Source organism: Marinovum sp. (assembly GCF_048263515.1).
In the GTDB taxonomy this organism is placed as follows: domain Bacteria; phylum Pseudomonadota; class Alphaproteobacteria; order Rhodobacterales; family Rhodobacteraceae; genus Marinovum.
Genome location: NZ_JBLXEC010000005.1, coordinates 121,977 through 148,149, shown reverse-complemented (window position 1 = coordinate 148,149; position 26,173 = coordinate 121,977). Strand labels below are relative to the sequence as shown.

The following is a 26,173-nucleotide window of genomic DNA, read 5'->3' as shown; positions in this document are numbered from 1 at the left end:
GTCACTCCGCCGCCATGGCGCCCATGCGCCCGGTCTTCTGCGCCTTGATCCGGTCCTCGATCTCCTCGCGGAAGTTCTTGATCAGGCCCTGGATCGGCCAGGCCGCCGCGTCGCCTAGCGCGCAGATGGTATGGCCCTCGACCTGCTTGGTCACGTCAAAGAGCATGTCGATCTCCTCGACCTCGGCCTCGCCGCGCACCAGACGATCCATCACCCGCATCATCCAGCCGGTGCCTTCGCGGCAGGGCGTGCACTGGCCGCAGCTCTCGTGCTTGTAGAACTTGGACAGCCGCCAGATCGCCTTGATGATGTCGGTCTGCTTGTCCATCACGATCACCGCCGCGGTGCCGAGGCCGGAGCCCAGCTCGTTGCGGAGGTAGTCGAAGTCCATGATCGCGTCCTTCATGTGCTCGCCGCGGACGCAGGGCACCGAAGAACCGCCGGGGATCACCGCCAGCAGGTTCTTCCAGCCGCCACGGATGCCACCGCAATGCTTGTCGATCAGCTCTTCAAAGGAGATCGACATCGCCTCTTCGACGACGCAGGGGTTTTCGACGTGGCCGGAGATCGCGAACAGCTTGGTGCCGGCGTTGTTGGCGCGGCCGAAACCGGCGAACCACTCGGGCCCCCGGCGCAGGATGGTCGGCACCACGGCGATCGACTCGACGTTGTTGACGGTGGTCGGGCAACCATAAAGCCCCGCGCCCGCCGGGAACGGCGGCTTCATCCGGGGCATGCCCTTCTTGCCTTCGAGGCTTTCGATCAGGGCGGTTTCCTCGCCGCAGATATAGGCGCCGGCGCCATGGGTCAGGTAGATGTCGAAATCATAGCCCGAGCCGGCGGCATTGCGCCCCACGAGACCCGCATCATAGGCCTCGTCGATGGCCAGTTGCAGCGCCTCGCGCTCGCGGATGTATTCGCCGCGGATGTAGATGTAGCAGGCATGGGCCTGCATGGCGAAGCTGGCGATCAGGCAGCCTTCGATCAGCGTGTGCGGATCATGGCGCATGATCTCGCGGTCCTTGCAGGTGCCGGGCTCGGATTCGTCGGCGTTGACCACCAGATAAGCCGGGCGACCGTCGCTTTCCTTGGGCATGAAGGACCATTTCAGACCGGTGGGAAAGCCCGCCCCGCCACGACCGCGCAACCCGCTGGCCTTCATCTGGTCGATGATCCAGTCGCGACCCTTCTCGAGGATGTCGGCGGTGCCGTCCCAGTGGCCGCGCTTCCTTGCGCCGTCCAGAGTCCGGTCATGCATCCCGTAGATGTTGGTAAAGATCCGGTCCTGATCCTGAAGCATGTGCGATGCCACCTTTTAGTTGCCCTGACGCTTGCGCCAGATCTGATAGATATTGACGAACGCCCAGATGAACGCCGCCAAGGCCAGAAGATCGATCAGGAGCGCATAACGCCCCGCCAGACCGATCCTTGGCCCGATGAACTGGGCCGCGAGCCAGAGCAGCATCGTGCCGGCGATCACCAGCGCCGTGAGGCGCCCCTGCCGTGCGATCTGTTGCTCTGTCTCGCGTGTCATGCCCTTTGTCCTGTGTCAGCCTGCCGGACGCTCGTAGCGCCAGCTGCCCTTGCGTGTGCTCAGCTCTGCCTCGCCCGCGAGGACGGCAGAGGGTGTGATCAATGGCCGGGCCGGTGCCTCGGCTTTGGTTGCCGGTGTCGGTTCGGGGGCGGCCTCTGCCGGGGCCGCCTGCTCGGGCGCCACCTCGACCGGCGCGGGCTCTGCCCTCTCGGCCGCCTGACCCTTGTCCTCGTAGCGCCATTCGCCCTTGCGACCGGCCAGTTCCGCCTCGCCGTCCAGCGACGCCGAGGGGCTGACGCGGGCCGCGGCGGGCGCTTCCGGCTCTGCCACGGGCTCGGGCTCTCCCGCGGGCGCAGGATCGACCACGGGCTCGGGCGCCGGTTGCGGCGTCGGGGCCACGGTGCCGGCGGGTGCTGCGGCCGTGCTGGTGCCGGCGGCGGCAGCGCTCTGGCTCACCGCTGCGCCCCGCTTGGCATCGCCGCACATCGTCATCGTCAGGCCAAAGCCCATCAGACCATAGACCACCAGCCCGATCAGCAGCGCGCTGAAGAAGCCGGTGCCGGTGGACAGAAGGATCACGAACAACAAGGCCCCCGCCGCGGCGGAGCCTCTCCAGCAGGCGGTGCTGCACTTTCCCTTGGTGGTCCTGGTCATGATCCTGTCTCCCGTTTTCCTGGTGTCGATGTTCTGGAACACCTCACTTTGTATCACGGGCGGCAGAGTCAGTCTCTCCACCTTCGGCTAGTACTTTGGCCTGAGACATCCAGTCGTCGCGGGTCACCCGGCCCTTGAAGCCTTCGAGATTGTGATCGACCCAGGCGACCTCTTCCTCGCTCCAGCCGGCGATCTGGTCGAAATGGTAGAAGCCCAGCCGGTGGCACATCTTCTCCAGCTTCGGCCCGATGCCCTTGATCTTCTTGAGATCGTCGGGTTTGCCGTCGCGCGGCCCGTCCAGCGCCTGCGGGCGCTGGCCGACGTTGACCGCCTCGCCCTGCGGCTCTTCGGCCTTGGCTGCGGGTTTCACCTTGGGCTTGGCGGTGGATTTGGTGTCCTCGGCCTTGTCGTCGACATCTGCGGTGATGTCCTCGGCATCCGCCGTCGGGTGGCCCGCGGCCTCGGCATCGGTCTTGGGCGAGCGCGAGGAGATCGGGTGGCCCTTGGTGGTGGCCTCGGCCTCGCGGTTGTCATAGCCGGTCTCGTCGGCCGGCTCATCCTCGGTCGGGCGCAGCGGCTCGGTCATCGGCGCGGTCACGCTGGCCGGGGCATCGCCATGGTTGGCACCCTTCTGCCAGGGCGCGCGCAGTTCGACCTCGGTGCCGTCGATCCGCTTGATCGTGTCGCCGATGTCGGTCGCGAGCTGCACCGAGGCGTTGTACTGGTGACGGTCGTCGGCGCCCTCGGTGAGGCTGGTCAGCCCCGAGGCGGGTTCAGAGGTATAGCGACCGTTCTGCGGCCCCGGCACCGGCACCTGGCCTGCGGCCATCTCGTCGATGATCTCGGCAAAGCGCTCGGCGGTGAGATCCTCGTAGTAATCTTTGCCGATCTGCACCATCGGCGCATTGGCGCAGGCGCCGAGGCATTCCACCTCTTCCCAGGAGAAGCGGCCATCCTCAGAGAGCTGATGCGCCGCCGGGGCGATCTTCTCGCGGCAGACGCCGATCAGGTCCTCGGCGCCGCAGATCATGCAGGACGTGGTGCCGCAGACCTGGAAATGCGCCACGCTGCCAACCGGTTGCAGCTGGAACATGAAGTAGAACGAGGCCACTTCGAGCACCCGGATATAGGCCATGCCCAGCATGTCGGCGACATGTTCGATCGCCGGGCGGGTCAGCCAGCCTTCCTGCTCCTGCGCGCGCCACAGCAGCGGGATCACCGCGCTGGCCTGCCGGCCCTCGGGATATTTCGTCACCTGCGCTTCGGCCCAGGCCAGGTTGGCCTCGGTGAAGGCAAAGCTTTCGGGTTGATCGGGATAGAGACGTCGCAGCATCAGGCTTTTCCTTCCGCAACCAGGCGGCAACCGGTCAGGACCTGGTACTGACCACCCAGAAATTCGCTCAGCGCGGCAAAGACCGCTTGTGTATCCTTGTTCTCGGGGCTCAGATCGCCCGGCGAGATATCCATCAGCCGTTTCGACAGGCCGCGGATTTTCTGGGCCAGGTAGGCCCGGTATTTGTCGAGGCTTTCCAGCACGCTGGCCTTGGTCAGCCCGGCGTCCAGAGCATCGAGACGCGGCACCACCTCGCGGTGGAACACCGCCAGCCGCTCGGGTGTCTGGACCACCACCTGCGGCGGCCAGACCTCCTGCGTCGCCATTTCCGGCACCGCGGCGCGCAGCTTGAGGTCAAGCTGGGCGGCAGCGTCGAAATTGTCGAAGCAGATGTCGAGCTTGCGTTCGAGAAAGCGGGTTTCCGAGGCCTCGACAAAGGAGGTGCGCGCATACCAGGCCTGAACGGCCACGAACAGCGCCGCCACCAGGGTCGACGCCGCCAGCACGACGGTCGAGGTGTCGCGCACGGGTTTGCCAGTGCCGGGCGCCGTCATGCGCCCCGCCCCGCAAGGTCATATGTGCGGACTTGGGTCCTCACGCGGCGCAACTCCCGCTGATCAGGCGCACGCCGCCGCTGTCGAGCCGCACCGCCTCGTCGCGGGCCAGCCGCTGCTCGGTGATGGCAATCGTCTGCTCGCGGGTCAGGCCGGCCTGGAACTGGACCGCACCGTAATCGGCCTCGGTCACCAGCTGACAGCCGACCGTGGCCACGGCGGCATCATAGGCCGCGAGGTCTTCGATACCGGTGCCGCTGGGCGGCATGTCCATGCAGCCGGCAAGCGCCAGAACGGGGGAGAGGAAAAGGCCGTAACGCACTGTCTTCACCGGTCAATCTCCCCGAACACCACGTCCATCGTACCGATGATCGCCGCCACGTCGGCCAGCTGGTGGCCGGTGGCGACATAATCCATCGCCTGCAGGTGCAGGAAGCCCGGCGCGCGCAGCTTGGCGCGGTAGGGCTTGTTGGTTCCGTCGGACACGAGGTAGACGCCGAACTCGCCCTTGGGGGCCTCGACGGCGGCATAAACCTCGCCCGCGGGCACGTGGAAGCCTTCGGTATAGAGCTTGAAGTGATGGATCAGCGCTTCCATCGAGGTCTTCATCTCGGCGCGTTTCGGCGGGGTGATCTTGCCACGGGCGAGGATGTCGCCCTGCCCCTCCGGCGCGCGCAGTTTCTCGATCGCCTGGTGGATGATCTTGAGCGACTGGCGCATCTCTTCCATACGGACGAGGTAGCGGTCGTAGCAGTCGCCATTCTTGCCCACCGGGATCCGGAAGTCGAACTCGTCGTAGCATTCATAAGGCTGCGCCCGCCGCAGGTCCCACGCCAGGCCCGAGCCGCGCACCATGACGCCGGAGAAACCCCACTGCTGTATGTCTTCCTCGGTGATCACGCCGATATCGGCGTTGCGCTGCTTGAAGATGCGGTTCTCGGTCAGCAGGCCGTCGATGTCGGCGACCACCTTGGGGAACTCATGCGCCCAGGTCTCGATATCGTCGATCAGGTCGGGCGGCAGGTCCTGGTGAACGCCGCCGGGGCGGAAATAGGCCGCGTGCAGACGCGCGCCGCAGGCCCGCTCGTAGAACACCATCAGCTTTTCGCGTTCCTCGAAGCCCCAGAGCGGCGGGGTCAGCGCGCCCACGTCCATCGCCTGGGTGGTGATGTTGAGCAGGTGGTTGAGGATGCGGCCGATCTCGGAATAGAGCACCCGGATCAGCGAGGCGCGGCGCGGCACCTCGACACCGGTCAGCTTTTCGATCGCCAGGCACCAGGCGTGTTCCTGGTTCATCGGCGCGACGTAATCGAGCCGGTCGAAATACGGCAGGTTCTGCAAGTAGGTGCGGCTCTCCATCAGCTTTTCGGTGCCACGGTGCAGCAGACCGATATGCGGATCGCAGCGCTCGACGATCTCGCCGTCAAGCTCGAGCACCAGCCGGAGAACCCCGTGCGCCGCAGGGTGTTGCGGGCCGAAGTTGATGTTGAAGTTGCGGATTTTCTGTTCACCCGACAGCGCGTCGGTGCTGCCGTCGTCGAACTTGGAGCCGTCCATCATCAGCGCTTCTCCATTTCCTGAAGCTTGGCGGCCATCAGCCACAGCAGAATGAGCGTGCCCAGCGGGATCACGCAGGCCAGCGCCCAGAGCTTGTCATATCCGAAATGCGGCAGCAGCTTCATCATCGGGATGATGGTGAGCACGGCCATGATAAGCCAGATCACGGTACCCATCACTTGGCCTCCTTGCTGACATGGCCGTCCGGCGCCACCTTGTCATCGCCGGGCAGGATGTACTCGGCACCCTCCCAGGGGCTCATGAAGTCGAACTGCCGGTATTCCTGCACCAGCTTGACGGGCTCATAGACCACGCGCTTGAGCGCCTCGTCGTAGCGCACCTCGGTATAGCCGGTGGTCGGGAAGTCCTTGCGCAGCGGGAAGCCGCGAAAGCCATAGTCGGTCAGGATGCGGCGCAGGTCGGGGTGGCCGGAGAACAGGATGCCGAACATGTCGAACACCTCGCGCTCGAACCAGTTGGCCGAGGGGTGGATGGTGGTGATGGAGGGCACCATCGTCTCTTCCCGGATCGACAGCCGCAGGCGGATGCGGTGGTTCTGGTACATCGACAGGAAGTGATAGACCACGTCGAAGCGCTTCTGCCGCTCGGGGTAGTCGACTGCCGTGATGTCGACCAGCGACGAGAACTGGCAGTTCGGGTCGCTGCGCAGGAACTCCACCAGGCCGGTCAGGTTGGCCGGGGTGACATTGACGGTCAGCTCGCCATGGTCGACCGACCAGCCGAGCACACAGTCGGTGCGTTTCAGCTCGATATGGGTGCCAAGCTCTTTGAGTGCTGCGGTCATGCCCTGCCCCCTACCTTGCGATCGTGCCGGTGCGGCGGATCTTGCGTTGCAGCTGCATCAGGCCATAGAGCAGCGCCTCTGCCGTCGGCGGGCAGCCCGGAACGTAGATGTCGACCGGAACGATCCGGTCACAGCCGCGCACCACCGAGTAGCTGTAGTGATAATAGCCGCCGCCATTGGCGCAGCTGCCCATCGAGATCACGTAGCGCGGCTCGGGCATCTGGTCGTAGACCTTGCGCAGCGCCGGCGCCATCTTGTTGGTCAGCGTGCCCGCGACGATCATCACGTCGGACTGGCGCGGAGAGGCGCGCGGCGCGATGCCGAAGCGCTCGGCGTCGTAGCGCGGCATCGAGGTGTGCATCATCTCGACGGCGCAACAGGCCAGGCCGAATGTCATCCAGTGCAGGCTGCCGGTGCGCGCCCAGTTGATGATGTCCTCGGTCGAGGTCAGCAGGAAGCCCTTGTCCTGCAGCTCGGCGTTGAGCATCTGGGTGTCGGACGGCAGGCTCGGCGGCAGGATTGCCGCCTGGGCCGAGGCCCCGGATTTCACCCGGTCATGCTGTTCGCCGATACCCTGAACGTCGGTGACATCGGGCTCGGGTGTCTGGTTCACTGCCATTCCAGCGCCCCCTTCTTCCATTCGTAGGCAAAGCCGATGGTGAGCACGGCGAGGAACACCATCATCGACCAGAAGCCGACCATGCTCACATCGCGGAAGCTGACCGCCCAGGGAAACAGGAAGGCGATCTCGAGGTCGAAGATGATGAAGAGGATAGAGACGAGGTAGAAGCGCACGTCGAATTTCATCCGGGCGTCATCGAAGGCGTTGAAGCCGCATTCGTAGGCCGAAACCTTCTCGGGGTCCGGGTTGCGGACGGCGAGGATCACGGCGGCCAGGATGAGGACAATGCCAAGTCCGACGGCAACGGCGAGAAAGACGAGAATGGGAAGATATTCCCTGAGCATCTCTTCCACGGGGCAGGCTCCTTTCAGCACGCGGATCGGGCGTGCGCTCAAATGGCTCGCTGGGCTTGGTCCGGGTTTATCCCCGCCGCCCAAGGGGGTCAATCCACCCGAGAGAGAATAGCGATATTAGATGGGTCGGGGAAACCCCCGGAATTCAGGCATTTCCGAGGGATTTTCCGGGGTATGGCCCGGGGCCGCTGCGGCAATCCGGCCCGATTTGTTCGCGCTAACGGCAGGTTGCGCCGCCGGTGAGGGCGGCGCACGGGCCTTGCGCGCTCAGGCCCAGCCGGGTTTGCGCTTGTCGAAGAAGGCGGCGATGCCCTCCTGCGCCTCGGCGCTTTCCCAGCGTTCGGCCAGGGCACCGGCGGCAAAATCCATCTCGTCCTGGCTGACACCGCCGCCCAGAGCGCGGATCAACGCCTTGGCCTCGGCCACCGCGCCGGGCGCACAGGCAAGGTAGGGCGCGACCTCGGCCTCGACAGCCTCGTCCAGCGCCTCAACGGGCACGGCGCGCGCCACCAGACCCAGCGAGATCGCCTCGTCGGTGTCGAAGATCCGCGCCGACATGAAGACCCGCCGCGCCATCGCCGGCCCCATGCGGCGCAGCACGAAGGGCCCGATATTGGCCGGGATCAGCCCCAGCCGGGTTTCGGTAAAGCCGAACTTGGCGGTCTCGGCCGCCACCACCACGTCGCAGACCGACATCAGCCCCATACCGCCGCCGAAGCTGTTGCCCTGCACCCGGCCGATCAGCGGCTTGGGCAGGGTGTCGAGCGCCTGCAGCATCACCGAGAGCTTGGCGCTCTCGCGCCGCCGGGTGGCTGCATCCATCTCGAACTGTTGGCGCATCCAGCCGAGGTCGCCACCGGCGCAGAAGGTCTTGCCCTCGGCCGCCAGCACCACAACCCGCACCGCATCATCCGCGCCCAGCGCCGTGCAGGCCGCCACCAGGTCGTCGAGCATCTGCGCCGACATGGCGTTGTGTTTCTCGCTCCGCGCCAGCGTCAGGGTCGCCATGCCGCGCGCATCGGTCTCGGTTCTTATCGTCTCATACATCGTCCGTCTCCCGCGCCACGCGCATCTGTCGGGCCATCTCCGCCGCCTCGGCAATTACCGCGAGGTCGAGCCCGGTATCATACCCAAGCGCCGCCAGCCGCTCGGCCACCGCCTCGGTCGCCACGTTGCCCGCCGCGCCGGGCGCATAGGGGCAACCGCCCAAGCCCCCGACCGCCGCGTCAAAGACCCGCAGGCCCTGGGCCAGCGAGGCCTCGATATTGTCGAGCGCCCGGCCGGCGGTGTCGTGGTAATGTCCGGCCAGTTTCGCCGCCGGCACCTCCTGCGTCACCGCCTCGAGCATTTCGGTGATCCCCTCGGGCGTCGCCCGCCCGATGGTGTCGCCCAGCGAAATCTCGTAGCAACCCATGTCCAGCAGCGCCTTGGCCACCCGCGCCACCGAGGCCGGGGGCGTCGCGCCATCATAGGGACATTCCACCACGCAGGAGACATAGCCCCTGACCGGCAGGCCCTGCGCCCTGGCCGCCTCGGCCACCGGGCGGAAGCGGTCAAGGCTTTCGGCGATGGTCGCGTTGATATTGGCCTTTGAGAACCCCTCCGAGGCCGAACCAAAGATTGCCACCTCGTCGGCCCTGGCCGCCACGGCGCCCTCGAGCCCGCGCAGGTTCGGCGTCAACGCAGCGTAAGACACGCCCGTCGCCCGCGTGATCCCGGCCAGCACCTCGCCGGAATCCGCCATCTGCGGCACCCATTTCGGCGAGACGAAGCTGGCGCATTCGATCCGGCGAAACCCGGCGCGGCTGAGGCAATCGACCAGCGCGATCTTCTCTGCCGTGGGTATCCGGCGTTTCTCGTTCTGCAGCCCGTCGCGCGGGCCGACTTCGAAGATTTCGACGCTCTCGGCCATACTCATGCCTCCGGCAAGGGATAGAAGTCCCGGTCATAGAGATCCTGCTCGCCATCGCGCGCCTTGGCACGCTGGTAGGCAGGTCGTTCCTTAAGACGGTCCCAATAGGCCTGCAGCTTCGGGAACTCGTCAAAGCGCACGTAGTAGCGCGCCAGCTCGAAGCCGTAGGCGAACATCACGTCCGCCGCCGAAAAGCCGGTGCTCAGGCAATAGTCCTGCGCCCAGCGCTCCTCAATGGCCTTCAGCGCCGCCCGAAGCCGCGCGGTCAGCAGCTTGATCACCACCGGCGAGGCATCCGCCGGGTCATGCAGGAAGACCCGGTTGAGGTTGAGGTTCTCGACGAGACAACCAATTGTCTCGGAATAGGACAGGAACTCGAGGTAGCGCGCCCGCTCCGCCTCGCCCGGCGTGGGCTGCAGCTTGGGCTCCGGATGGGTCTCGCACAGCCACTGCAGGATCGCCGCGCTCTCGAACAGCACGCGGTCGCCGTATTCCAGCGCCGGCACACGGCCCGCCGGCGAAAGCGCGCGAAACTCCGGCGTCCGCATCGAGCCGTCGCGGATCGAGTAATAGGCCACCTCGAAATCGAGCCCCAGCTCCTCCATCAGCCAGAGCACCCGGAACGAGCGCCCCAGCGGCACGTGGTGCAATCGGATCATGCGGCGTCGTCCTCGGCATCTGCCAGCCGGATCAGCGCGGCCCCAGCCTCGACCTGCGCGCCGGCCGTGACCAGCACCTCGGCCACCACACCATCGCGCGGCGCGGTCAGCGCATGTTCCATCTTCATCGCTTCGAGCACCGCCAGACGGTCGCCTGCCTGAACCTCCTGCCCCCCGGTGACGTCGACCTTCTGCACCAGTCCCGGCATCGGCGCCTCGATCACCGAGGCATCGCTGGCCGCCCCCGCCGCCCGGTCGAGCGCCCGGATCACCCGGTAGGCGCGGCCGTAGTCGGCAAAGACCGTCACCACGTCACCCGCCACCGCAAAAGGCCAGGCCGCCTTGCCGTCCAGCGTCCAGCCACCCGGGCCACGACGCGCCTCGATCACCTGGTCACCGATCTCGACATCGCAGGCCCCCGGCCCCCGGCTCATCAGTCTCAGCACGTGGCGCGTCTCGCCCTCGTCCAGCACCAGAATCCGCGCCAGCGGCTGCCAGAGCGTGAAGCCGGTGGCCCAGCCGTCGCCTTCCCAGAGCCCGGCCTCGACCAGCGCCGCCTGCGCCAGCGCCGCGGCGTTCTCTTCCGGCACCGCGGTCAGCGCCTTGATCTCGCGGCCGATCAGCCCGGTGTCGACCTCGCCACGGCCAAAACCCTCATGCGCCGCCAAAGCGCCGAGGAAGGCCAGGTTGGTCACCGAGCCTGCCACTTCGGTCCGCGCCAGCGCCTGACGCAGGCGTTTCAGCGCGATCTCGCGAGTCGGGCCATGGGTGATCAGCTTGGCGATCATCGGGTCGTACCAGGGGCTGATCTCGTCACCGCCGCGCACGCCGGTGTCGGCCCGCGCGCCTTCGGGGAAGGCCAGATGCGTCAGCCGGCCGGTGGCGGGCAGGAACCCCGCCGGCACGTCCTCGGCATAAAGCCGCGCCTCGAAGGCATGGCCGTTGATCGTCAGGTCCTCCTGCTGCGCCGGCAGGCTCTCACCCGCCGCCACGCGCAGCTGCCATTCCACCAGGTCGACCCCGGTGATCATCTCGGTCACGGGATGTTCCACCTGCAGGCGGGTGTTCATCTCCATGAACCAGAAGCCGTCAGGCCGCAGCCCGTCAGAGCCATCGACGATGAATTCGACCGTGCCAGCGCCCTTGTAGCCGATGGCCTCGGCGGCGCGCACCGCCGCCTGGCCCATGGCCGACCGCATTTCCTCGGTCATGCCCGGCGCCGGCGCCTCTTCGATCACCTTCTGATGCCGGCGCTGCAGCGAACAGTCGCGCTCGAACAGATGCACGGCGCGGTCGCCATCGCCAAAGACCTGCACCTCGATATGGCGCGGCTGGGTGACGAACTTCTCGATCAGCACCGCATCATTGCCAAAGGCGGTGCGCGCCTCGGCGCGGGCCGACTCCAGCGCCCGGTCGAACTCTCCGGGCTGTTCCACCAGCCGCATGCCCTTGCCGCCGCCGCCGGCGACCGCCTTGATCAGCACCGGATAGCCGATCTCCTCGGCGCGTTCCGCCAGCCCCTCCTGCGAGGCCCCGTGGTAGCCCGGCACCACCGGCACGCCGGCCTCCTGCATCAGCGCCTTGGCCGCGTCCTTGAGGCCCATGGCCCGGATCGCCTTGGCCGAGGGCCCGATGAAGGTCAGGCCGGCCGCCTCCACCGCGTCCACGAATTCCGGGTTCTCGCTGAGAAAGCCGTAGCCCGGGTGGATCGCCTGCGCGCCCTCGGCCAGGGCCACCTCGATGATCCGGTCGCCCTTGAGATAGCTCTCGGCCACCGCCGCCGGTCCGATGCAGCGCGCCACATCGGCCATTGCCACATGCGCCGCCCCGGCATCGGCCTCGGAATAGACCGCCACGCAGCGCACGCCCAGGCTCTGCGCCGTCTTCATCACCCGACAGGCGATCTCGCCCCGGTTGGCAATCAGGATCGTGTCAAACATCGTGCTTCCCTTCGCTGGTCCGCATCTTCTTCTCTTTGCAAATACGCCTCATGCCGCCTGCCCCGATCACATCCGGAAGACGCCGAAGCGCGTGTCTTCGATCGGCGCATTGAGCGCCGCCTGCAGGCTCAGGCTCAGCACCTCGCGCGATTTGCGCGGGTCGATGATGCCGTCGTCCCAGAGCCGCGCGCTGGCATAAAGCGGGTGGCTCTGCTCTTCGAACATCTCGATGGTGGGGCGCTTGAACTCGGCCTCCTCCTCCTCACTCCAGCTGCCGCCCGAGCGTTCGATGGCGTCGCGTTTCACCGTGGCCAAGACGCCCGCCGCCTGCGCCCCGCCCATCACCGAGATCCGGCTGTTGGGCCAGGTCCAGAGGAAGCGCGGCTGGTAGGCCCGGCCCGACATGCCGTAGTTGCCGGCGCCAAAGGAGCCGCCGACCAGCATGGTGATCTTCGGCACCGAGGTGGTGGCGACAGCCGTCACCATCTTGGCGCCATGGCGCGCGATGCCTTCGTTTTCGTATTTCCGACCGACCATGAAGCCGGTGATGTTCTGCAGGAAGACCAGCGGCGTCTTGCGCTGCGAGCAGAGCTCGACAAAATGCGCGCCCTTCTGCGCCGCTTCCGAAAACAGAACGCCGTTGTTGGCGACGATCCCCACCGGGGCGCCGTTGACCTCGGCAAAGCCGGTCACCAGCGTCTCGCCAAAGCGCGGCTTGAACTCGTCGAAGTAGGAGCCGTCGACCAGCCGCGCGATCACCTCGCGGATGTCATACGGCGTGCGCAGGTCCCCCGGCACCACGTCGAACAGCTCGTCAGGGTCATAGGCCGGCGCCGTCCCCGTAGGGTGGGTTTGCAACCCACCGCCCCCGTGGCCGCCGAGCGAGCTCACGGCCCGCCGCGCCAGCGCCAGAGCATGGCTGTCATCCTCGGCCAGGTAATCCGCTACGCCTGACAGCCGGGTGTGAACATCGCCGCCACCCAGGTCCTCGGCGGTCACCACCTCGCCCGTCGCCGCCTTGACCAGCGGCGGGCCGGCGAGGAAGATCGTGCCCTGTTCCTTGACAATGATCGTGACGTCCGACATCGCCGGAACGTAAGCGCCGCCTGCCGTGCAGGAGCCCATGACCACGGCGATCTGCGCGATCCCCTTGGCCGACATCCGCGCCTGGTTGTAGAAGATCCGGCCAAAGTGGTCGCGGTCGGGAAAGACCTCGTCCTGGTTGGGCAGGTTCGCCCCGCCCGAGTCTACCAGGTAGATGCAGGGCAGATGGTTCTCCTCGGCGATCTCCTGGGCGCGCAGGTGCTTCTTGACGGTCATCGGGTAGTAGGTGCCGCCCTTCACCGTGGCGTCGTTGCAGACCACCATGACCTGACGGCCCATCACCCGGCCGATGCCGGCAATGGCGCCCGCCGCGGGGGCCGCGCCGCCGTACATGTCATGCGCCGCCGTGGCGCCAACCTCGAGGAAGGGCGAGCCCGGGTCGAGCAGGTTGGCCACCCGCTCGCGCGGCAGCATCTTGCCGCGCGACACGTGGCGTTCGCGTGATTTCTCGCCACCGCCTGCGGCTGCAGCCTCGGCGGCCTCGCGGACCACCCGCAGCGCCTCTTCATGCGCCGCGCGATTGGCCTTTGCCGCTTCCGATCCGGTCACAAGCTTCGATGTCAGCTTCATATTCCGCGCCTCCTGCGCAATCCCTGCCCTCGTCGCGAGGGTCTGTCGTCCTGTCTCATCTGTCAGTCTTCCGGCCGCAGCCTCGGGCGCGGCGGGGGTGGCGGCTTGGCCCAGCCGGCGATGACCGCCGGTTGGGCGAGGCCCAGGTAACGCCCGACCTGCCAGGCCAGCACCGCGCTCTTGAGCCTCAGGTTGGCCTCGCGCGCCGCGCACCAGGTCGCCATCACCTCGGTCGACCCGGCGCAATCCGGCCCGGCCGAGACATCCCGCGCCAGATGCCAGGCGGTGTGATAGAGCCGCTCCGGCAGGCCCTCGCCCGTCACTTCCGGCGCCGGCAGCCCCGCCATCACCTCGCCATGCAGCGCCTCCTGCTCGGCGGTCAGTGCCCTCTGGCAGTCCAGGGGTGCCTCCGACCGGTCACAGCGGGTCACGCCGATATTGCCGCAATATTCCACGCCGCGCACATCCCAGAGATCGAAATCCTCGGCGTCGAGCGCGCGCCCGCGGTGCAGCTGCAACCGCCATTCGTAGCGATCCGCCTCGGCGCTCAGGCAGGCGGCGAACTCCGGCAGTTCGTCCTCGGCCCGCAAGGCGCCGGCCAGCCCCACGAGGGCCGCCATAGCGCCACCGGTTATCTGCGCCCCCTGTCCCATCTCAGGCGCGATAGTCCGGGTTTTCGTAGTCGAACCGGCAACCGGCCTTGAAGGCATTGCGGTCATTGCCTTCGTTCGGATAGCCGCCGGCGTCCTTCAGCATCTTTGCCAGATGCATCAGGTTCCAGGTCATGATCGTGGTGTTGCGGCGGGTGAAATCGTTGTCAAAGCCGACCCGGCCGCCGCCCTCCTGCTCATCGCCATACGACGGCCCTGGCCCGGCCTCGCCGATCCAGCCGCAATCGGCCTGCGGCGGGATGGTGTAGCCGAGATGGCTCAGCGCATAGCCGATGGTCATCGCGGTGTGCTTGATGCCGTCCTCGTTGCCGGTGATCACGCAGCCGCCGACCTTGCCGTAATAGATCGACTGCCCCTTGTCGTTCAGCTCACCCGACATGCCGTAGAGCCTCTCGATCAGCACCCGGCAGACCGAGCTTTCCTCGCCCAGCCAGAGCGGCGTGCCGACCACGAGGATATGCGCCGCCTTGACCTTCTCCCAGAGCTGCGGCCAGTCGTCCTGCGCCCAGCCGTGCTCGGTCATGTCCGGGTAGACGCCCGGTGGCACCTGGTGATCGAGCATGTGAACATGCTCCACCGAGACGCCGTTTTTCGCCATGATGTCGCCCGAGGCGCCCATCAGCAGCCGGGTATGGCTCTTTTCCCCGTCGCGTTTCAGCGAGGTGTTGATATAGAGCGCCTTGAGGCCGGCGAAGGCTTGATCAGTCTCTGACATGTGAATTCCTCCCAAGGGACAAGCCTAGCACGGCGGGGTCAATCCCCCAGGTCCTTCTTCAGCTGCTCGAGCTCGCGGTCGAGAAAGAACGAGATGATCGAGCGGATCACCACCAGCAAGCCCAGGAACATCAGGTCGGCAAAGGCGAGGCTCAGCGCGGTGTGGATGATATCCGACACGATGAAGAGCTCGAGCGAGGCCAGGATGTAGCGGCCCAGCTCGATGCGTTCGCGGTTGGTCTTGTTGACGCGCTCGGCGCCACGGCGAAAGATCTCGGCGCCGCTGACCCCTATGATGAAGCGCACTGCGCCCAAGAGGATCAGCACCACCGCGGCGATATCGACCAGCGCCGCGCACCATTCCAGCAGCTCCACCAGCCAGTGAAACTGGCCGTGCAGGATGCCGCCCTCGAGCTCCAGATCGACAAGACTTCCCATCATTTACCTCCTTGCCGGGCCCGGGTTGGAGAACCAACCCGACCCCGGAAGCGCAGGTTCCGCTCAGCCCATCTTGGCCATCATCTCACGGCCGATCAGCATGCGGCGGATTTCGCTGGTGCCGGCGCCGATTTCCATCAGCTTGGCATCGCGGAAGATCCGGCTGACCGGGGTCTCGTTCATGAAGCCCGCGCCGCCCATCGCCTGCACCGCCTGATGCGCCACCACCATCGCCTCTTCGCTGGCATAGAGACAGCAGGCCGCGGCGTCCTGACGGGTCACCTGGCCGCGGTCGCAGGCCTTGGCCACCTCGTAGACATAGGCCCGGGCCGAGTTCATCTTGGTGTAGATATCGGCCAGTTTGCCCTGCATCAGCTGGAAGCTCCCGATCGGTTGGCCGAACTGCTTGCGCTCGGCCATGTAGGGCATGATCTCGTCGAGGCAGGCGGCCATGATGCCGGTGCCGATGCCCGCCAGCACCACCCGTTCATAGTCGAGCCCCGACATAAGAACGCGCACGCCCCGGCCCTCTTCACCGAGGATGTTCTCGAAGGGCACTTCCACGTCCTCGAAGATCAGCTCGGCGGTGTTCGAGCCGCGCATGCCGAGCTTGTCGAAATGCTGCGAGGTGGAGAAGCCCTTCATCTCCTTCTCGATCAGGAAGGCCGTGATGCCCTTGGACCCGGCCTCGGGGTCGGTCTTGGCATAGACCACCAGCGTATCGGCGTCGGGGCCGTTGGTGATCCAGAACTTGTTGCCGTTCAGACGGTAGTGATCGTTGCGCTTTTCCGCCTTGAGCTTCATCGACACCACGTCGGACCCGGCGCCGGCCTCCGACATCGCCAGAGCGCCGACATGTTCCCCCGAGACGAGCCGCGGCAGGTATTTCTGCTTCTGCTCCTCGGTGCCGTTCAGCTTGATCTGGTTGACGCAGAGGTTGGAATGCGCGCCATATGAAAGGGAGACCGAGGCCGAGGCCCGCGCGATTTCCTCGACCGCGATGACATGCGCGAGATAACCCATGCCGGCGCCGCCGTATTCCTCGGGCACGGTAACGCCCAGTAGACCCAGCTCGCCCATTTCCTTCCAGAGCTCGTTGGGGAACTCGTTTTTCGCGTCGATCTCGCCCGCCATCGGCCGGACGCGGTCCTGCGCCCAGCGGTGCACCATCTCGCGCAGCGCGTTTACGTCTTCGCCCAGATCGAACGCCATCACCGCGTTGAACATGACCCTTGCCTCCCGATTAATGAACGAGTGTTCAATAATTGGATAACAGCAGCGGCCGAGTCGGTCAATGCCTCTGTTTGCCGGGGTGCGCGGGGTCATTTTCAGCGCCCTGCCCGGTTCGCTCAAGCCGCGACCTCGCCGGGCCACGGTCCGGCGATCCTACCTTGGTTCTGTGCGGTTTATCCCCGCCACCGGCGCGCTTTGAATGATCGATGCGCTCACGTTACCCAATCGCCGGGCCAGGGGGTGGCCCGGCGAGGACGCGGCGGCCTGCGGCCTTGGTTCCGCGCCCTGACTGTCAGACCAATCGCGCGAGCCGTGTCATCGACGGGCCACGGCGCGGCGACCCTCCCTTGGGTCTGTGCAATTTATCCCCGTCACTGGCGCGCTTTGAATGAGCGACGCGCAAACGTCACCCGATCGCCGGGCCATGGGGGTGGCCCGGCGAGGACGCGGCGGCCTGCGGCCTCGATTCCGCGTCCTCAGCGTCAGACCAACCGCTCAAGCAGCGTCATTGTCGGGCCACGGTCCGGCGAGCCTACCTTGGGTCTGTGCGCTTTATCCCCGCCACTGGCACGCTTTGAATGAGCGACGCGCAAACGTCACCCCATCGCCGGGCCGGAGGGGTGGCCCGGCGAGGACGCGGCGGCCTGCGGCCTTGATCCCGCGTCCAGCCAAATGAACAAACGAAAAAGGGCAGCCACGCGGGCTGCCCTGAAACTCACTACCAAACCTGTCCGGCTTAGCGCACGACATAGACGATCTTGCGCTCTTCCGGCTCCACCAGCACGGGCTGGCCGTTGATGTAGACGTAACGCAGCTCGGCGTCCGGAATTTCCACCAGCTCGACGGTGTCCGGCACCACGGCGCCCGTCACCACTTCACCTTCGAGGTAGATCGGCTCCAGCGTGTTGGTCTGGACATAGGTCACGACACGCTCGTCAGGTTGTGCGGCCGCACCGGCCGAACCGGCCAGCAGACCACCGGCGACAGCACCCACCGGGCCGGCGATCAGCGCGCCTGCCACGGCACCCACGGTCCCGGCGCCGGCAAAGGCTTCGGCATCCTTGGAGTTGTCATAGGTGATGGTCTCGACGGTCACGGTGGGCGACACGACGGCCACCGGGTTTTCCTCGACCATCGCGGTCAGGTACTCGCCATAGGCCCAGCCTTCCTTGCCGTCATACATCACCTTGCACCAGTTTGCCTCCTCGAGGCAGCCGTCGACGTCGGCCTCGGCCTGTGCGTCGATCACGCCGATGATCTCGTAGTGCGGCCCGGGGCCGGCGCGCAGGTTGAGGTCGGTGACGGCGGTTGCCGAGGTTGCGGCCATGGCCGAACCAGCGGCGAAAATTGCGGTCGAAGCGGTCAGGATCGTATTGCGAAACATGGTAGTCTCCTTTGGTACTTTCGAAGCAGCACAGGATGCGCCGCGTTCGAGGCATCAATGACCATCCCCGGGGGTTTGTTCCGCCGCCCTGCAGAAATCTTCCGGCCCCTTCAAGCAGTTCAGCTCATTGGCAAATTTCCGCCGGAAGCGGCAGAAATCACCGGCAGGGAAGCGCCGATGCGCGCAAGCGTGATGCAACCTTTTCCGGCCTGATGACATGCGCGCGCCCCGTGCCTCGGGGAACCGCGCGCGCGGCGCGCGCGTTCGCGTTGCACCCCGGTCGTTTTTGCGGCCAGATGTCTGCGCGCCAGCCCGGCGCGCCCCTGTCAGGAGACCGCCATGATCCCCGCCCTCGCCCGCCTCGGCTCTGCCGCCGCCCTCTGTCTTGCCTGTGCCAGCGCCGCCGGTGCCGAACAGGTCGGCGAGATCGACGTCGACTGGGTGGGCAACGACATCATCGTCGAGGCCATCGCCGACCCCAAGGTCAAGGGCGTCACCTGCCACATCGCCTATTTCGAGCGTGGGCTTTTCGATCGGCTGTCCAAGGGCAACTGGTTCGAGGACCCCTCGAATGCCTCGATCGCCTGCCGCCAGACCGGGCCGATCTCGGTCGGGGATATCGACCTGGACGAGGAAGGCGAGGATGTCTTCCGCACCTCGCGCTCGATCATCCTGAAATCATTGCGGGTGAAGCGGATCTTCGACGAAAAGAACCAGACGCTGATCTATGTCGCCCATGCCGCCGAACTGACCGACGGCTCGGCCAAGGTGTCGATGTCGACGGTGCCGCTTTACGGCGCGGTGCTGCAGGACTGATAGACAGCGCTCACCTCGGCCCGGATGATCCGCGCGATCAAGGCGCAATCCTCCAGGCTGAAGGTCAGCGGCAGACGCATGTCGACGATGCCCTTCAGCACCCGGTCGCTGGCGGGCATCGGCGCTGACGGCGCATAGCGCCAGCTGTCGTAGCGCGAGGTAAAGGCCACAGGCTCTGCCCCGCCGAACCACTTCAGGTCGACGCCGCGCTCGGCGCAGCGCCGCAGGGCCTCGGCCACCGCCTCCTCTGACCAGTCGAGCAGCAGGAACTGGATCGACGAGCCGACAAAGGCCTCGCGGGCGTCCCGCTCGACCACCATCAGCCCCGGGGTGCCGTGCAACCCCTCTTCGACCACCTTGTAGCGGTCATTCCACCGGCTGATCTGGGTCTCCAGCGCGCGCAACTGCGGCCGCAGGATCGCCGCCCGCAGGTTGTCCATCCGGCCGGAGACATTGGGCGTGTCGTATTTCACCCGCTCGAAGACCTCGGGCCCCGGCGCCGCCAGATGCCGACCATAGAGCATGTAGGACCCCGAGAGCATCACCGCCCGCGCCGCGACCTCTTCGTTATCGGTGACCAAAAGGCCCCCTTCGCCGGAGTTCACATGCTTGTAGGTCTGGCAGGAATAGCACCCCAGCACTCCGTGCCGGCCCGAAGGCACCCCGCGCCAGGCGGCCCCCATGGTATGGGCGCAATCCTCGATCACCTGCACCTCGGCCGCGTTGCAGATCGCCATAAGCCGGTCCATGTCGCAGATATGGCCGCGCATGTGGCTCAGCATCAGCACATCGGCCTGACCCACCTTGGCCGCCAGGTCGTCGAGGTCGATCACCAGATCTTCGGTGACGCCGACAAAGACCGGCACCGCACTGACCGAGGCGATCGCCCCCGGCACCGGCGCCAGGGTAAAGGCATTGGTCAGCACCCGGTCGCCCGGCTGCACCCCGATCGCGCGCAGCCCGCAGGCCATGGCATAGCCGCCGGAGGCCACCGCGAGACAATATTTCGCCCCGACCTGCGCCGCGAACTCCTGTTCCAGCAGCGCCACCTCGCCGGCCTCGCCTTCGGCCACGTTGTATCGGTGGAGGCGACCCGAGCGGAGCACCGCCAGGGCGGCTTCGATGCCCTCTTCCGGGATCGGTTCCTGCTGGGTGAATCTGCCGTGAAATCGCTCGCTCATGCGCCAGTCTTGCGGCGCGGTTCAGGCAAGGTCAACTGTCAGAATAGCACGTAGGGGGAGCAGCCCCTGCCCACCTCCTTGGCGTCAGATGCCATGCCGTCAGACCACCGCCCAAGCCGCGCCATCGTCGGGCCGCGGCACGGCGACGCAACGACGGGTCTGTGCACTTTATCCCCGTCACTGGCGCGCTTGGAATGAACGAAGCGCTCACGTCACCCAATCGCCGGGCCATAGGGGCGGCCCGGCGATGGCGCGGCGGCCTGCGGCCTTGATTCCGCGCCTTGGAGCGGAGGTCGCCTCGGGCCGCATTCTGTGGAGGTCCGGAGAAAAAGCCAGCCGGGAGGCCCCGGATCAAGTCCGGGGCGCGTGGCACCGATACGGCCGCCGCCGCAATGCTTCGGGTGGGCAGTCCCTGCCCACCATCGCACGACGCCTAACGACCACCCAGAGCCAGCTCCACCACCCCCGGCAGGTCCGCGTAATCGTCCAGCAGATGCTCCGGCGCCAAGGCCGCCATGTCGTCCCCCGAAGGACCAAAAGTCACCAGCACGCTCGGCACGCCAGCTGCCCGCGCGGTTTCCCGGTCGGTCACGCTGTCGCCCACCAGCAGTGAGCGCGCCACCGCGCCACCTGCCCGCTCGACCGAAGCGCGATAGGGTGCGGCGTCGGGTTTGCGCACCGGCAGGGTATCCGCCCCCACCAACGAGCCGAAGAGATCCCGCACGCCAAGCGCCACCAGGAGCTTGTGCGCCAGCCGTTCGGGCTTGTTGGTGCAGACGCCGGTGCGGATGTCGGCGCCCTGCAGCGCGCCGATCGCCTCGACCGCGCCGGGATAAAGCACCGTGGTGTGATGCAGCGCGGCGTCGTATTCCTCTAGCAGGCGGGGATACCAGGCGGCGATCGTGGCGAAATCATCCGCCCGCCCCAGCCGCTCCATCCCCAGAAGCAACATTGCCCGCCCGCCGCGCAGCGCGGTGCCGGCGTCACGCGCGGGATCAAGCAGTTCGCCCTCGCCCATCGCCCGGAAACAGGCGTTGGCGGCGGCGATCAGGTCGCCACTGGTGTCGGCCAGGGTGCCGTCGAGGTCGAAGATCACGGTGCGCATCGGCGTGCCTTTCCTGACACAGACGGAAATCCAAAGTGAGGGGCGCAACCTTGCGGCGCGCGCCTCAGCGGATAAAACGGGACCGACCTAATTACAAAGAGAATCTGTTATGAGCATTGCACTCGTCATTCTTGCCGCCGGCAAAGGCACAAGGATGCGCTCCGGCCTGCCCAAGGTATTGCACAAGGTGGCCGGTGCGCCGCTTCTGGCCCATGCCATGGCCTCGGGCAGCAGCCTGTCGCCGGAACGCACGGTGATCGTCACCGGCCACGGCGCCGAGCAGGTCGAGGCCGCCGCGCGCGAGATCGACGAGACCGCCACCTGCGTCCTGCAATTCGAACAGCTGGGCACCGGCCACGCGGTGCTGCAGGCGCGTCCGGCGCTCGAAGGCTTCGACGGCGATGTCATCGTGCTGTATGGCGACACGCCCTTCATCCGCCCCGAGACGCTCGAGGCGATGGCCGAGGCGCGCAAGAGCCACGACGTGGTAGTGCTGGGCTTCACCGCAGCCGATCCGGGCAAATACGGCCGGCTGGTGATGGACGGCGACGAGCTGATGCAGATCGTCGAGTTCAAGGACGCAGGCCTGCGCGAACGCGCCATAGATTTCTGCAATTCCGGCGTGATCTCAGCCAGTTCCGAGACGCTCTTCGCCCTGCTCGACCGGGTCGGCAACGACAATGCCTCCGGCGAATACTACCTGACCGATATCGTGGCACTGGCCCGCGAGGCCGGGCTGTCGGCCACAGCCGTGTCTTGCGACGAGGCCGAGACCATGGGCGTGAATTCCCGTGTCGACCTCGCCGCTGCCGAGGCGGGGTTCCAGGCCCGCAAACGCTCAGAGCTGCTGGTCTCTGGCGTCACCATGGCCGCACCGGACACCGTCTGGTTTGGCCATGACACCTGGATCGGGCCGGATTGCGAGATCGAACCCAATGTCGTCTTCGGACCCGGCGTCACCGTCGAGAACGGCGCGCATATCCGCGCTTTCAGCCATCTCGAAGGCTGCCACGTCTCGCGCGGCGCCGTCGTCGGGCCCTACGCCCGCCTGCGCTCGGGCGCGGAACTGGCCGAAGATGTCCGGGTGGGCAACTTCGTCGAGATCAAGAACGCGGTGCTTGACGAGGGCGCCAAGGTCAACCACCTGACCTACATCGGCGACGCCCATATCGGCGAGAAAACCAACGTCGGCGCCGGCACCATCACCTGCAACTACGATGGCGTCTTCAAGCATCACACCGAGATCGGCAAACGCGCCTTCATCGGCTCGAACACCATGCTGGTGGCCCCGGTCACCATCGGTGACGAAGCGATGACCGCCAGCGGCGCGGTGATCACCAAAAACGTGCCCGAGGGCGCGCTGGCGCTGGCACGGGCCGATCAGGTGAACAAACCCGGGCTCGCCCGTAAATTGTTCGAAATGTTAAAATCCAAAAAGGCCGAACAGGCCGGGAGCAAGCAATAATGTGCGGAATTGTCGGATACCTCGGCAGCCATGAGGCCTCACCGATACTTGTGGACGCGCTGAAACGGCTGGAATATCGCGGCTATGACAGCGCCGGCATCGCCACCGTTCACGATGGCAAGCTGGAGCGGCGCCGCGCGGTCGGCAAGCTGGTGAACCTGTCCGACAAGCTGGTGCACGAACCGCTGGCCGGCAAGTCCGGCATCGGCCACACCCGCTGGGCCACCCATGGCGCGCCGTCCGAGGTCAATGCGCACCCGCATTTCACCGGCAAGGTCGCCGTTGTGCACAACGGCATCATCGAGAACTTCCGCGCCCTGCGCGAAGAGCTTGCCGCCGCCGGCATCGCCACCGAGACCGACACCGACACCGAGACAGTCGCCCTGCTGACCCACTACCACATGAGCCAAGGCAAGACCCCGGTCGAGGCCGCCAATGCCGCGCTCGACCAGCTGGAAGGCGCCTTTGCGCTGGCCTTCCTGTTTGACGGCGAAGAGGATCTGATGGTCGCCGCCCGCAAGGGCTCGCCCCTGGCCATCGGCCATGGCGAGGGCGAGATGTACGTGGGTTCCGACGCCATCGCCCTGGCACCGTTGACCGACAAGATCACCTATCTCGAAGAAGGCGACCGCGCGGTCGTGACCCGCACCAGCCTCGAGATCCGTGACGAACGCGGCCAGCTGGCCAACCGCGCCACCAAGACCGTGGCGCTCGATGCCACCCGCGTCGACAAGGCCGGCTACAAGCATTACATGGCCAAGGAGATCGCCGAACAGCCGGCGGTGATCCAGAACGCCATCACCAAGTACCTGAACGAGGCCGGCACCGGCCTCGACTGGCCCGAGAGCGTGCCGGATTTCTCGCAGATCGACCGGCTGACCATGGTTGCCTGCGGCACTGCCTTCTACGCCTGTTTCACCGCGAAATACTGGTTCGAACGCATTGCCCGCCTGCCGGTCGAGGTCGATATCGCCTCGGAATTCCGCTACCGCGAGCCGCCGATCTCGCCGCGCACCGCCGCGCTGTTCGTCAGCCAGTCGGGCGAGACCGCCGATACCCTCGCCGCCCTGCGCTATGTCCGCGACAAGGCCGATCACGTGATCTCGGTGGTCAACGTCCCCGAAAGCTCGATCGCCCGCGAGAGCGATACCGCCCTGCCGATCCATGCCGGTGTCGAGGTGGGCGTCGCCTCGACCAAGGCCTTCACCTGCCAGCTGACCGTACTGTTCCTGCTGGCGCTCAAGGCGGCGCATGACCGCAAGCAGATCAGCACCGAAGAGCTTCAGGATCACCTCGCCACCCTGCGGGCTCTGCCCGGCCAGATCAACGATGCCCTGACCCTGAGCGACGCACTCAAGAGCATCGCGCACGACATCTCGGAAGCCAGCGACGTGCTGTTCCTCGGTCGTGGGCTGATGTATCCGCTGGCGCTGGAAGGCGCGCTGAAGCTCAAGGAAATCAGCTATATCCACGCCGAAGCTTATGCGTCAGGCGAACTCAAGCACGGCCCCATCGCCTTGGTCGATCCCAATGTGCCGGTGGTGGTCATGGCGCCGCGCGACTCGCTGTTCGACAAGACCGTGTCGAACATGCAGGAGGTCATCGCCCGCGGCGGCCGCGTGGTGCTGATCACCGACGCCAAGGGCCAGTCCGAGGCCGGCGGCGACGTCTGGCACAGCCTGGCCCTGCCGACGGTGCCTGAGGTGCTGTCGCCGATCCTCTACGCCATCCCGGCGCAGCTTCTGGCCTATCACACCGCCATCGCCAAGGGCACCGACGTCGACCAGCCGCGGAACCTCGCGAAATCGGTCACGGTGGAGTAATGGGCAAGCAGTTCGACAGCCTCAGCGACGCCCACCGCACCTTTATCGAGGCGCAGCACATGTTCTTCTGCGGCACCGCTGCCGCCGAGGGACGGGTCAATGTCTCGCCCAAGGGGATGGACAGCCTGCGGGTGCTCGGCCCCGACCGCATCGTCTGGCTCAACATGACCGGTTCCGGCAACGAGACCGCCGGTCACCTTGCGCTGAACCCGCGGATGACGCTGATGTGGTGCTCCTTCGACAAGCGGCCGCAGATCCTGCGCACCTATGGCACCGCCCGCGCGCTGCACCGCGATGCCGCCGACTGGGACGAGATGCTGGCGCATTTCGGCGACAGGCTGGGGGCTCGGCAGATCTATGATCTGACCATCGAGATGGTGCAGACCTCCTGCGGCTATTCGATCCCCTTCATGGACTTCGCCGGTGAGCGCGACACCCTGACCCGCTGGGCCGAGGACCGCGGCCCCGAGGGCATTCGCACCTATTGGGACGAGCGCAACCGCAAGACCATTGACGGGCTGCCCACCGGCATCGAAGCCAACCTCGAATGACCCTCGACGAGGCGCTGGCCGCGCTTCAGGCCCATGTCGAGCCCGGCCGCGCCGAGGAGATGGCCGCCTATCACAAGACCCCGCGCAGCTACCTGGGCGTACGCAACCCGGCGCTCAACGACCTCGCCAAGGCCTGGCGACAGGCGCTTTCACTGCCCGACCGACTGGCCTTGGCACAGGCGCTCTGGCAAAGCGACATCCACGAGGCGCGGGTCCTGGCCGCCAAGCTGCTCACCCAGGCCCGCATTCGCCCCGATACCGAGGTCTGGGAGGTGATCCGGTCCTGGGTGCCGGAGTTCGACGGCTGGGCGATTGCAGATCACGTCTGTTCCGCCGGTGAGCGGCGGCTGATCGCCGATCCGGCGCGGCTCGACGAGGTCGAGGCCTGGACCACGTCGGATCACATGTGGACCCGCCGCGCCGCTCTGGTCATCACCCTGCCCTGGGCCAAGATGGATCACCTGAAACCCGCGCAAGAAGCCGAGCGCGCCCGCATCCTGTCCTGGGCGGCGGGCTACGTCGAGGATCGGAACTGGTTCATCCAGAAGGCCGTGGCCTGGTGGCTGCGTGACCTGTCGAAACACGCGCCCGACCAGACGCGCGCCTTCCTCGAGACCCATGGCGAGGCGATGAAGCCCTTTGCCCGCCGCGAGGCGGGCAAGTACCTCAGTTCCTGAACACGCGGATTGTCGCCAGGTCGGTCAGCGGCGCCTCGATCAGCCGCATGGCGGGCAGCGAGATGCGGCTGCCGGCGGTGGCCGGCCCGTCGATCGGGATCAGCTCGACCTGCGCCGACTTGCCCGATTCGGGAAATTCGACGCGGCCCTGCGTCACCACGTCGACCAGCGGCGTCTCGAGCCAGAAGCCCGACCGCGTCGGATCGCCCAGAGAGGCCACCGTGGTGCCCAAGAGCTGCTCGCCGCCCGGCTCCGGCACCGCCGCGGCCTTTTCCCGGTCTTCGGCGGTGGTGGTGTCGAAATCCTCTTCCGAGGCGGCATTCGCCGGCGGCGGGTCTGCCGGCGCCACCGTGTCGAGCGGCGCCGTGTCGTCTACGGGGGCTTCGGCAGGCGCCTCGGCCTGCCGCTCACGTTGCTGGAACAGGCCGCCCATGTCGGTGCAGCCCGTCAGCACAACAAGCGCCGAAGCGCCAAGCAAAATCCGGTTCATCATGGCCGCAGGTTACGCCATTGGTCCC

At 66.5% G+C, this 26,173-nt stretch carries 29 protein-coding genes; 5 read left to right on the top strand and 24 right to left on the bottom strand.

Features of this window, described 5'->3' with window-relative positions; all coding sequences use genetic code 11:
- Window position 1: 1 nt before the first annotated feature.
- The 21 genes from nuoF to ACN0SE_RS07075 all read right to left on the bottom strand — a co-directional run bounded on the left by nuoF (window position 2) and on the right by ACN0SE_RS07075 (window position 18,037).
- Complete coding sequence (gene nuoF / locus ACN0SE_RS07175; RefSeq protein ID WP_417523821.1) at window positions 2-1,300, bottom strand: NADH-quinone oxidoreductase subunit NuoF; 1,299 nt, start codon at window positions 1,298-1,300, stop codon at window positions 2-4.
- Between the two features lie 15 nt (window positions 1,301-1,315).
- On the bottom strand, window positions 1,316-1,534 hold the full coding sequence (locus tag ACN0SE_RS07170) for a DUF5337 domain-containing protein (RefSeq protein WP_417523820.1): 219 nt from the start codon (window positions 1,532-1,534) through the stop codon (window positions 1,316-1,318).
- 15 nt (window positions 1,535-1,549) lie between these two features.
- Complete coding sequence (locus ACN0SE_RS07165; protein ID WP_417523819.1) at window positions 1,550-2,188, bottom strand: hypothetical protein; 639 nt, start codon at window positions 2,186-2,188, stop codon at window positions 1,550-1,552.
- A gap of 43 nt (window positions 2,189-2,231) precedes the next feature.
- A complete protein-coding gene (locus ACN0SE_RS07160; RefSeq protein WP_417523818.1) occupies window positions 2,232-3,521 on the bottom strand; it encodes an NADH-quinone oxidoreductase subunit E in 1,290 nt (429 codons plus the stop codon).
- Window positions 3,521-4,075, bottom strand: coding sequence for a hypothetical protein (locus ACN0SE_RS07155; protein WP_417523817.1), 555 nt, complete (start codon window positions 4,073-4,075; stop codon window positions 3,521-3,523). Before ACN0SE_RS07155 ends, ACN0SE_RS07160 begins: the two co-directional genes overlap by 1 nt.
- 40 nt (window positions 4,076-4,115) lie before the next feature.
- A complete protein-coding gene (locus tag ACN0SE_RS07150) occupies window positions 4,116-4,406 on the bottom strand; it encodes a hypothetical protein (protein ID WP_417523816.1) in 291 nt (96 codons plus the stop codon).
- Window positions 4,403-5,632: an NADH-quinone oxidoreductase subunit D gene (locus ACN0SE_RS07145; RefSeq protein WP_417523901.1), complete on the bottom strand. Its 1,230-nt coding sequence runs from the start codon at window positions 5,630-5,632 to the stop codon at window positions 4,403-4,405. Before ACN0SE_RS07145 ends, ACN0SE_RS07150 begins: the two co-directional genes overlap by 4 nt.
- Before the next feature lie 2 nt (window positions 5,633-5,634).
- Complete coding sequence (locus ACN0SE_RS07140; RefSeq protein ID WP_417523815.1) at window positions 5,635-5,808, bottom strand: hypothetical protein; 174 nt, start codon at window positions 5,806-5,808, stop codon at window positions 5,635-5,637.
- On the bottom strand, window positions 5,808-6,437 hold the full coding sequence (locus ACN0SE_RS07135; protein WP_417523814.1) for an NADH-quinone oxidoreductase subunit C: 630 nt from the start codon (window positions 6,435-6,437) through the stop codon (window positions 5,808-5,810). Before ACN0SE_RS07135 ends, ACN0SE_RS07140 begins: the two co-directional genes overlap by 1 nt.
- A 10-nt stretch (window positions 6,438-6,447) precedes the next feature.
- Window positions 6,448-6,924: a NuoB/complex I 20 kDa subunit family protein gene (locus ACN0SE_RS07130; RefSeq protein WP_417523900.1), complete on the bottom strand. Its 477-nt coding sequence runs from the start codon at window positions 6,922-6,924 to the stop codon at window positions 6,448-6,450.
- Window positions 6,925-7,046: 122 nt separating this feature from the next.
- A complete protein-coding gene (locus ACN0SE_RS07125; RefSeq protein ID WP_417523813.1) occupies window positions 7,047-7,412 on the bottom strand; it encodes an NADH-quinone oxidoreductase subunit A in 366 nt (121 codons plus the stop codon).
- Between the two features lie 267 nt (window positions 7,413-7,679).
- On the bottom strand, window positions 7,680-8,459 hold the full coding sequence (locus ACN0SE_RS07120) for a crotonase/enoyl-CoA hydratase family protein (protein WP_417523812.1): 780 nt from the start codon (window positions 8,457-8,459) through the stop codon (window positions 7,680-7,682).
- The gene (locus ACN0SE_RS07115) at window positions 8,452-9,324 is read right to left on the bottom strand and encodes a hydroxymethylglutaryl-CoA lyase (protein WP_417523811.1); all 873 of its coding nucleotides are present in this window, start codon (window positions 9,322-9,324) and stop codon (window positions 8,452-8,454) included. The genes ACN0SE_RS07120 and ACN0SE_RS07115 overlap by 8 nt, the downstream gene beginning before the upstream one ends.
- Before the next feature lie 2 nt (window positions 9,325-9,326).
- Complete coding sequence (locus ACN0SE_RS07110; protein ID WP_417523810.1) at window positions 9,327-9,983, bottom strand: glutathione S-transferase family protein; 657 nt, start codon at window positions 9,981-9,983, stop codon at window positions 9,327-9,329.
- The gene (locus ACN0SE_RS07105) at window positions 9,980-11,923 is read right to left on the bottom strand and encodes an acetyl/propionyl/methylcrotonyl-CoA carboxylase subunit alpha (protein ID WP_417523809.1); all 1,944 of its coding nucleotides are present in this window, start codon (window positions 11,921-11,923) and stop codon (window positions 9,980-9,982) included. The genes ACN0SE_RS07110 and ACN0SE_RS07105 overlap by 4 nt, the downstream gene beginning before the upstream one ends.
- A 66-nt stretch (window positions 11,924-11,989) precedes the next feature.
- A complete protein-coding gene (locus ACN0SE_RS07100; protein WP_417523808.1) occupies window positions 11,990-13,597 on the bottom strand; it encodes a carboxyl transferase domain-containing protein in 1,608 nt (535 codons plus the stop codon).
- A gap of 62 nt (window positions 13,598-13,659) precedes the next feature.
- On the bottom strand, window positions 13,660-14,217 hold the full coding sequence (locus ACN0SE_RS07095; protein ID WP_417523807.1) for a hypothetical protein: 558 nt from the start codon (window positions 14,215-14,217) through the stop codon (window positions 13,660-13,662).
- Between the two features lie 34 nt (window positions 14,218-14,251).
- On the bottom strand, window positions 14,252-14,983 hold the full coding sequence (locus ACN0SE_RS07090; protein WP_417523806.1) for a flavodoxin family protein: 732 nt from the start codon (window positions 14,981-14,983) through the stop codon (window positions 14,252-14,254).
- Window positions 14,984-15,021: 38 nt separating this feature from the next.
- Complete coding sequence (locus tag ACN0SE_RS07085; protein WP_417523805.1) at window positions 15,022-15,420, bottom strand: DUF1622 domain-containing protein; 399 nt, start codon at window positions 15,418-15,420, stop codon at window positions 15,022-15,024.
- Window positions 15,421-15,483: 63 nt separating this feature from the next.
- Window positions 15,484-16,647, bottom strand: a complete 1,164-nt coding sequence (locus tag ACN0SE_RS07080) for an isovaleryl-CoA dehydrogenase (protein ID WP_417523804.1) — start codon at window positions 16,645-16,647, stop codon at window positions 15,484-15,486.
- A gap of 742 nt (window positions 16,648-17,389) precedes the next feature.
- Window positions 17,390-18,037, bottom strand: coding sequence for a DUF1236 domain-containing protein (locus ACN0SE_RS07075; RefSeq protein ID WP_417523803.1), 648 nt, complete (start codon window positions 18,035-18,037; stop codon window positions 17,390-17,392).
- A 339-nt stretch (window positions 18,038-18,376) separates the two neighbouring features.
- On the opposite strand from ACN0SE_RS07075, the gene ACN0SE_RS07070 reads away from it, so the two are divergent.
- On the top strand, window positions 18,377-18,853 hold the full coding sequence (locus ACN0SE_RS07070; RefSeq protein WP_417523802.1) for a CreA family protein: 477 nt from the start codon (window positions 18,377-18,379) through the stop codon (window positions 18,851-18,853).
- Here the strand turns inward: ACN0SE_RS07070 and ACN0SE_RS07065 are convergent.
- Both ACN0SE_RS07065 and ACN0SE_RS07060 read right to left on the bottom strand, forming a co-directional pair.
- A complete protein-coding gene (locus tag ACN0SE_RS07065; protein ID WP_417523801.1) occupies window positions 18,829-20,034 on the bottom strand; it encodes a DegT/DnrJ/EryC1/StrS family aminotransferase in 1,206 nt (401 codons plus the stop codon). The two genes, ACN0SE_RS07070 and ACN0SE_RS07065, sit on opposite strands and share 25 nt — an antisense overlap.
- Window positions 20,035-20,467: 433 nt before the next feature.
- Window positions 20,468-21,139, bottom strand: a complete 672-nt coding sequence (locus ACN0SE_RS07060) for an HAD-IA family hydrolase (protein WP_417523800.1) — start codon at window positions 21,137-21,139, stop codon at window positions 20,468-20,470.
- A gap of 109 nt (window positions 21,140-21,248) precedes the next feature.
- Between ACN0SE_RS07060 and glmU the strand changes: the two genes are divergently transcribed.
- Genes glmU through ACN0SE_RS07040 form a run of 4 tightly spaced genes read left to right on the top strand, consistent with a single transcriptional unit; the run spans window position 21,249 to window position 25,655 of the window.
- Window positions 21,249-22,604 (top strand): bifunctional UDP-N-acetylglucosamine diphosphorylase/glucosamine-1-phosphate N-acetyltransferase GlmU, encoded by a 1,356-nt coding sequence (gene glmU / locus ACN0SE_RS07055; protein WP_417523799.1) that lies wholly within the window; start codon window positions 21,249-21,251, stop codon window positions 22,602-22,604.
- Window positions 22,604-24,427 carry a glutamine--fructose-6-phosphate transaminase (isomerizing) gene (gene glmS / locus ACN0SE_RS07050; RefSeq protein ID WP_417523798.1) on the top strand — a complete coding sequence of 608 codons (1,824 nt, stop codon included), beginning with the start codon at window positions 22,604-22,606 and terminating at the stop codon, window positions 24,425-24,427. Before glmU ends, glmS begins: the two co-directional genes overlap by 1 nt.
- A complete protein-coding gene (locus ACN0SE_RS07045) occupies window positions 24,427-24,978 on the top strand; it encodes a pyridoxamine 5'-phosphate oxidase family protein (RefSeq protein WP_417523797.1) in 552 nt (183 codons plus the stop codon). Before glmS ends, ACN0SE_RS07045 begins: the two co-directional genes overlap by 1 nt.
- Window positions 24,975-25,655 (top strand): DNA alkylation repair protein, encoded by a 681-nt coding sequence (locus ACN0SE_RS07040; protein WP_417523796.1) that lies wholly within the window; start codon window positions 24,975-24,977, stop codon window positions 25,653-25,655. The genes ACN0SE_RS07045 and ACN0SE_RS07040 overlap by 4 nt, the downstream gene beginning before the upstream one ends.
- On the opposite strand, the gene ACN0SE_RS07035 is transcribed toward ACN0SE_RS07040, so the two are convergent.
- Window positions 25,645-26,148, bottom strand: coding sequence for a lipoprotein (locus tag ACN0SE_RS07035; RefSeq protein ID WP_417523795.1), 504 nt, complete (start codon window positions 26,146-26,148; stop codon window positions 25,645-25,647). The genes ACN0SE_RS07040 and ACN0SE_RS07035 overlap by 11 nt on opposite strands.
- Window positions 26,149-26,173 lie beyond the last annotated feature (25 nt).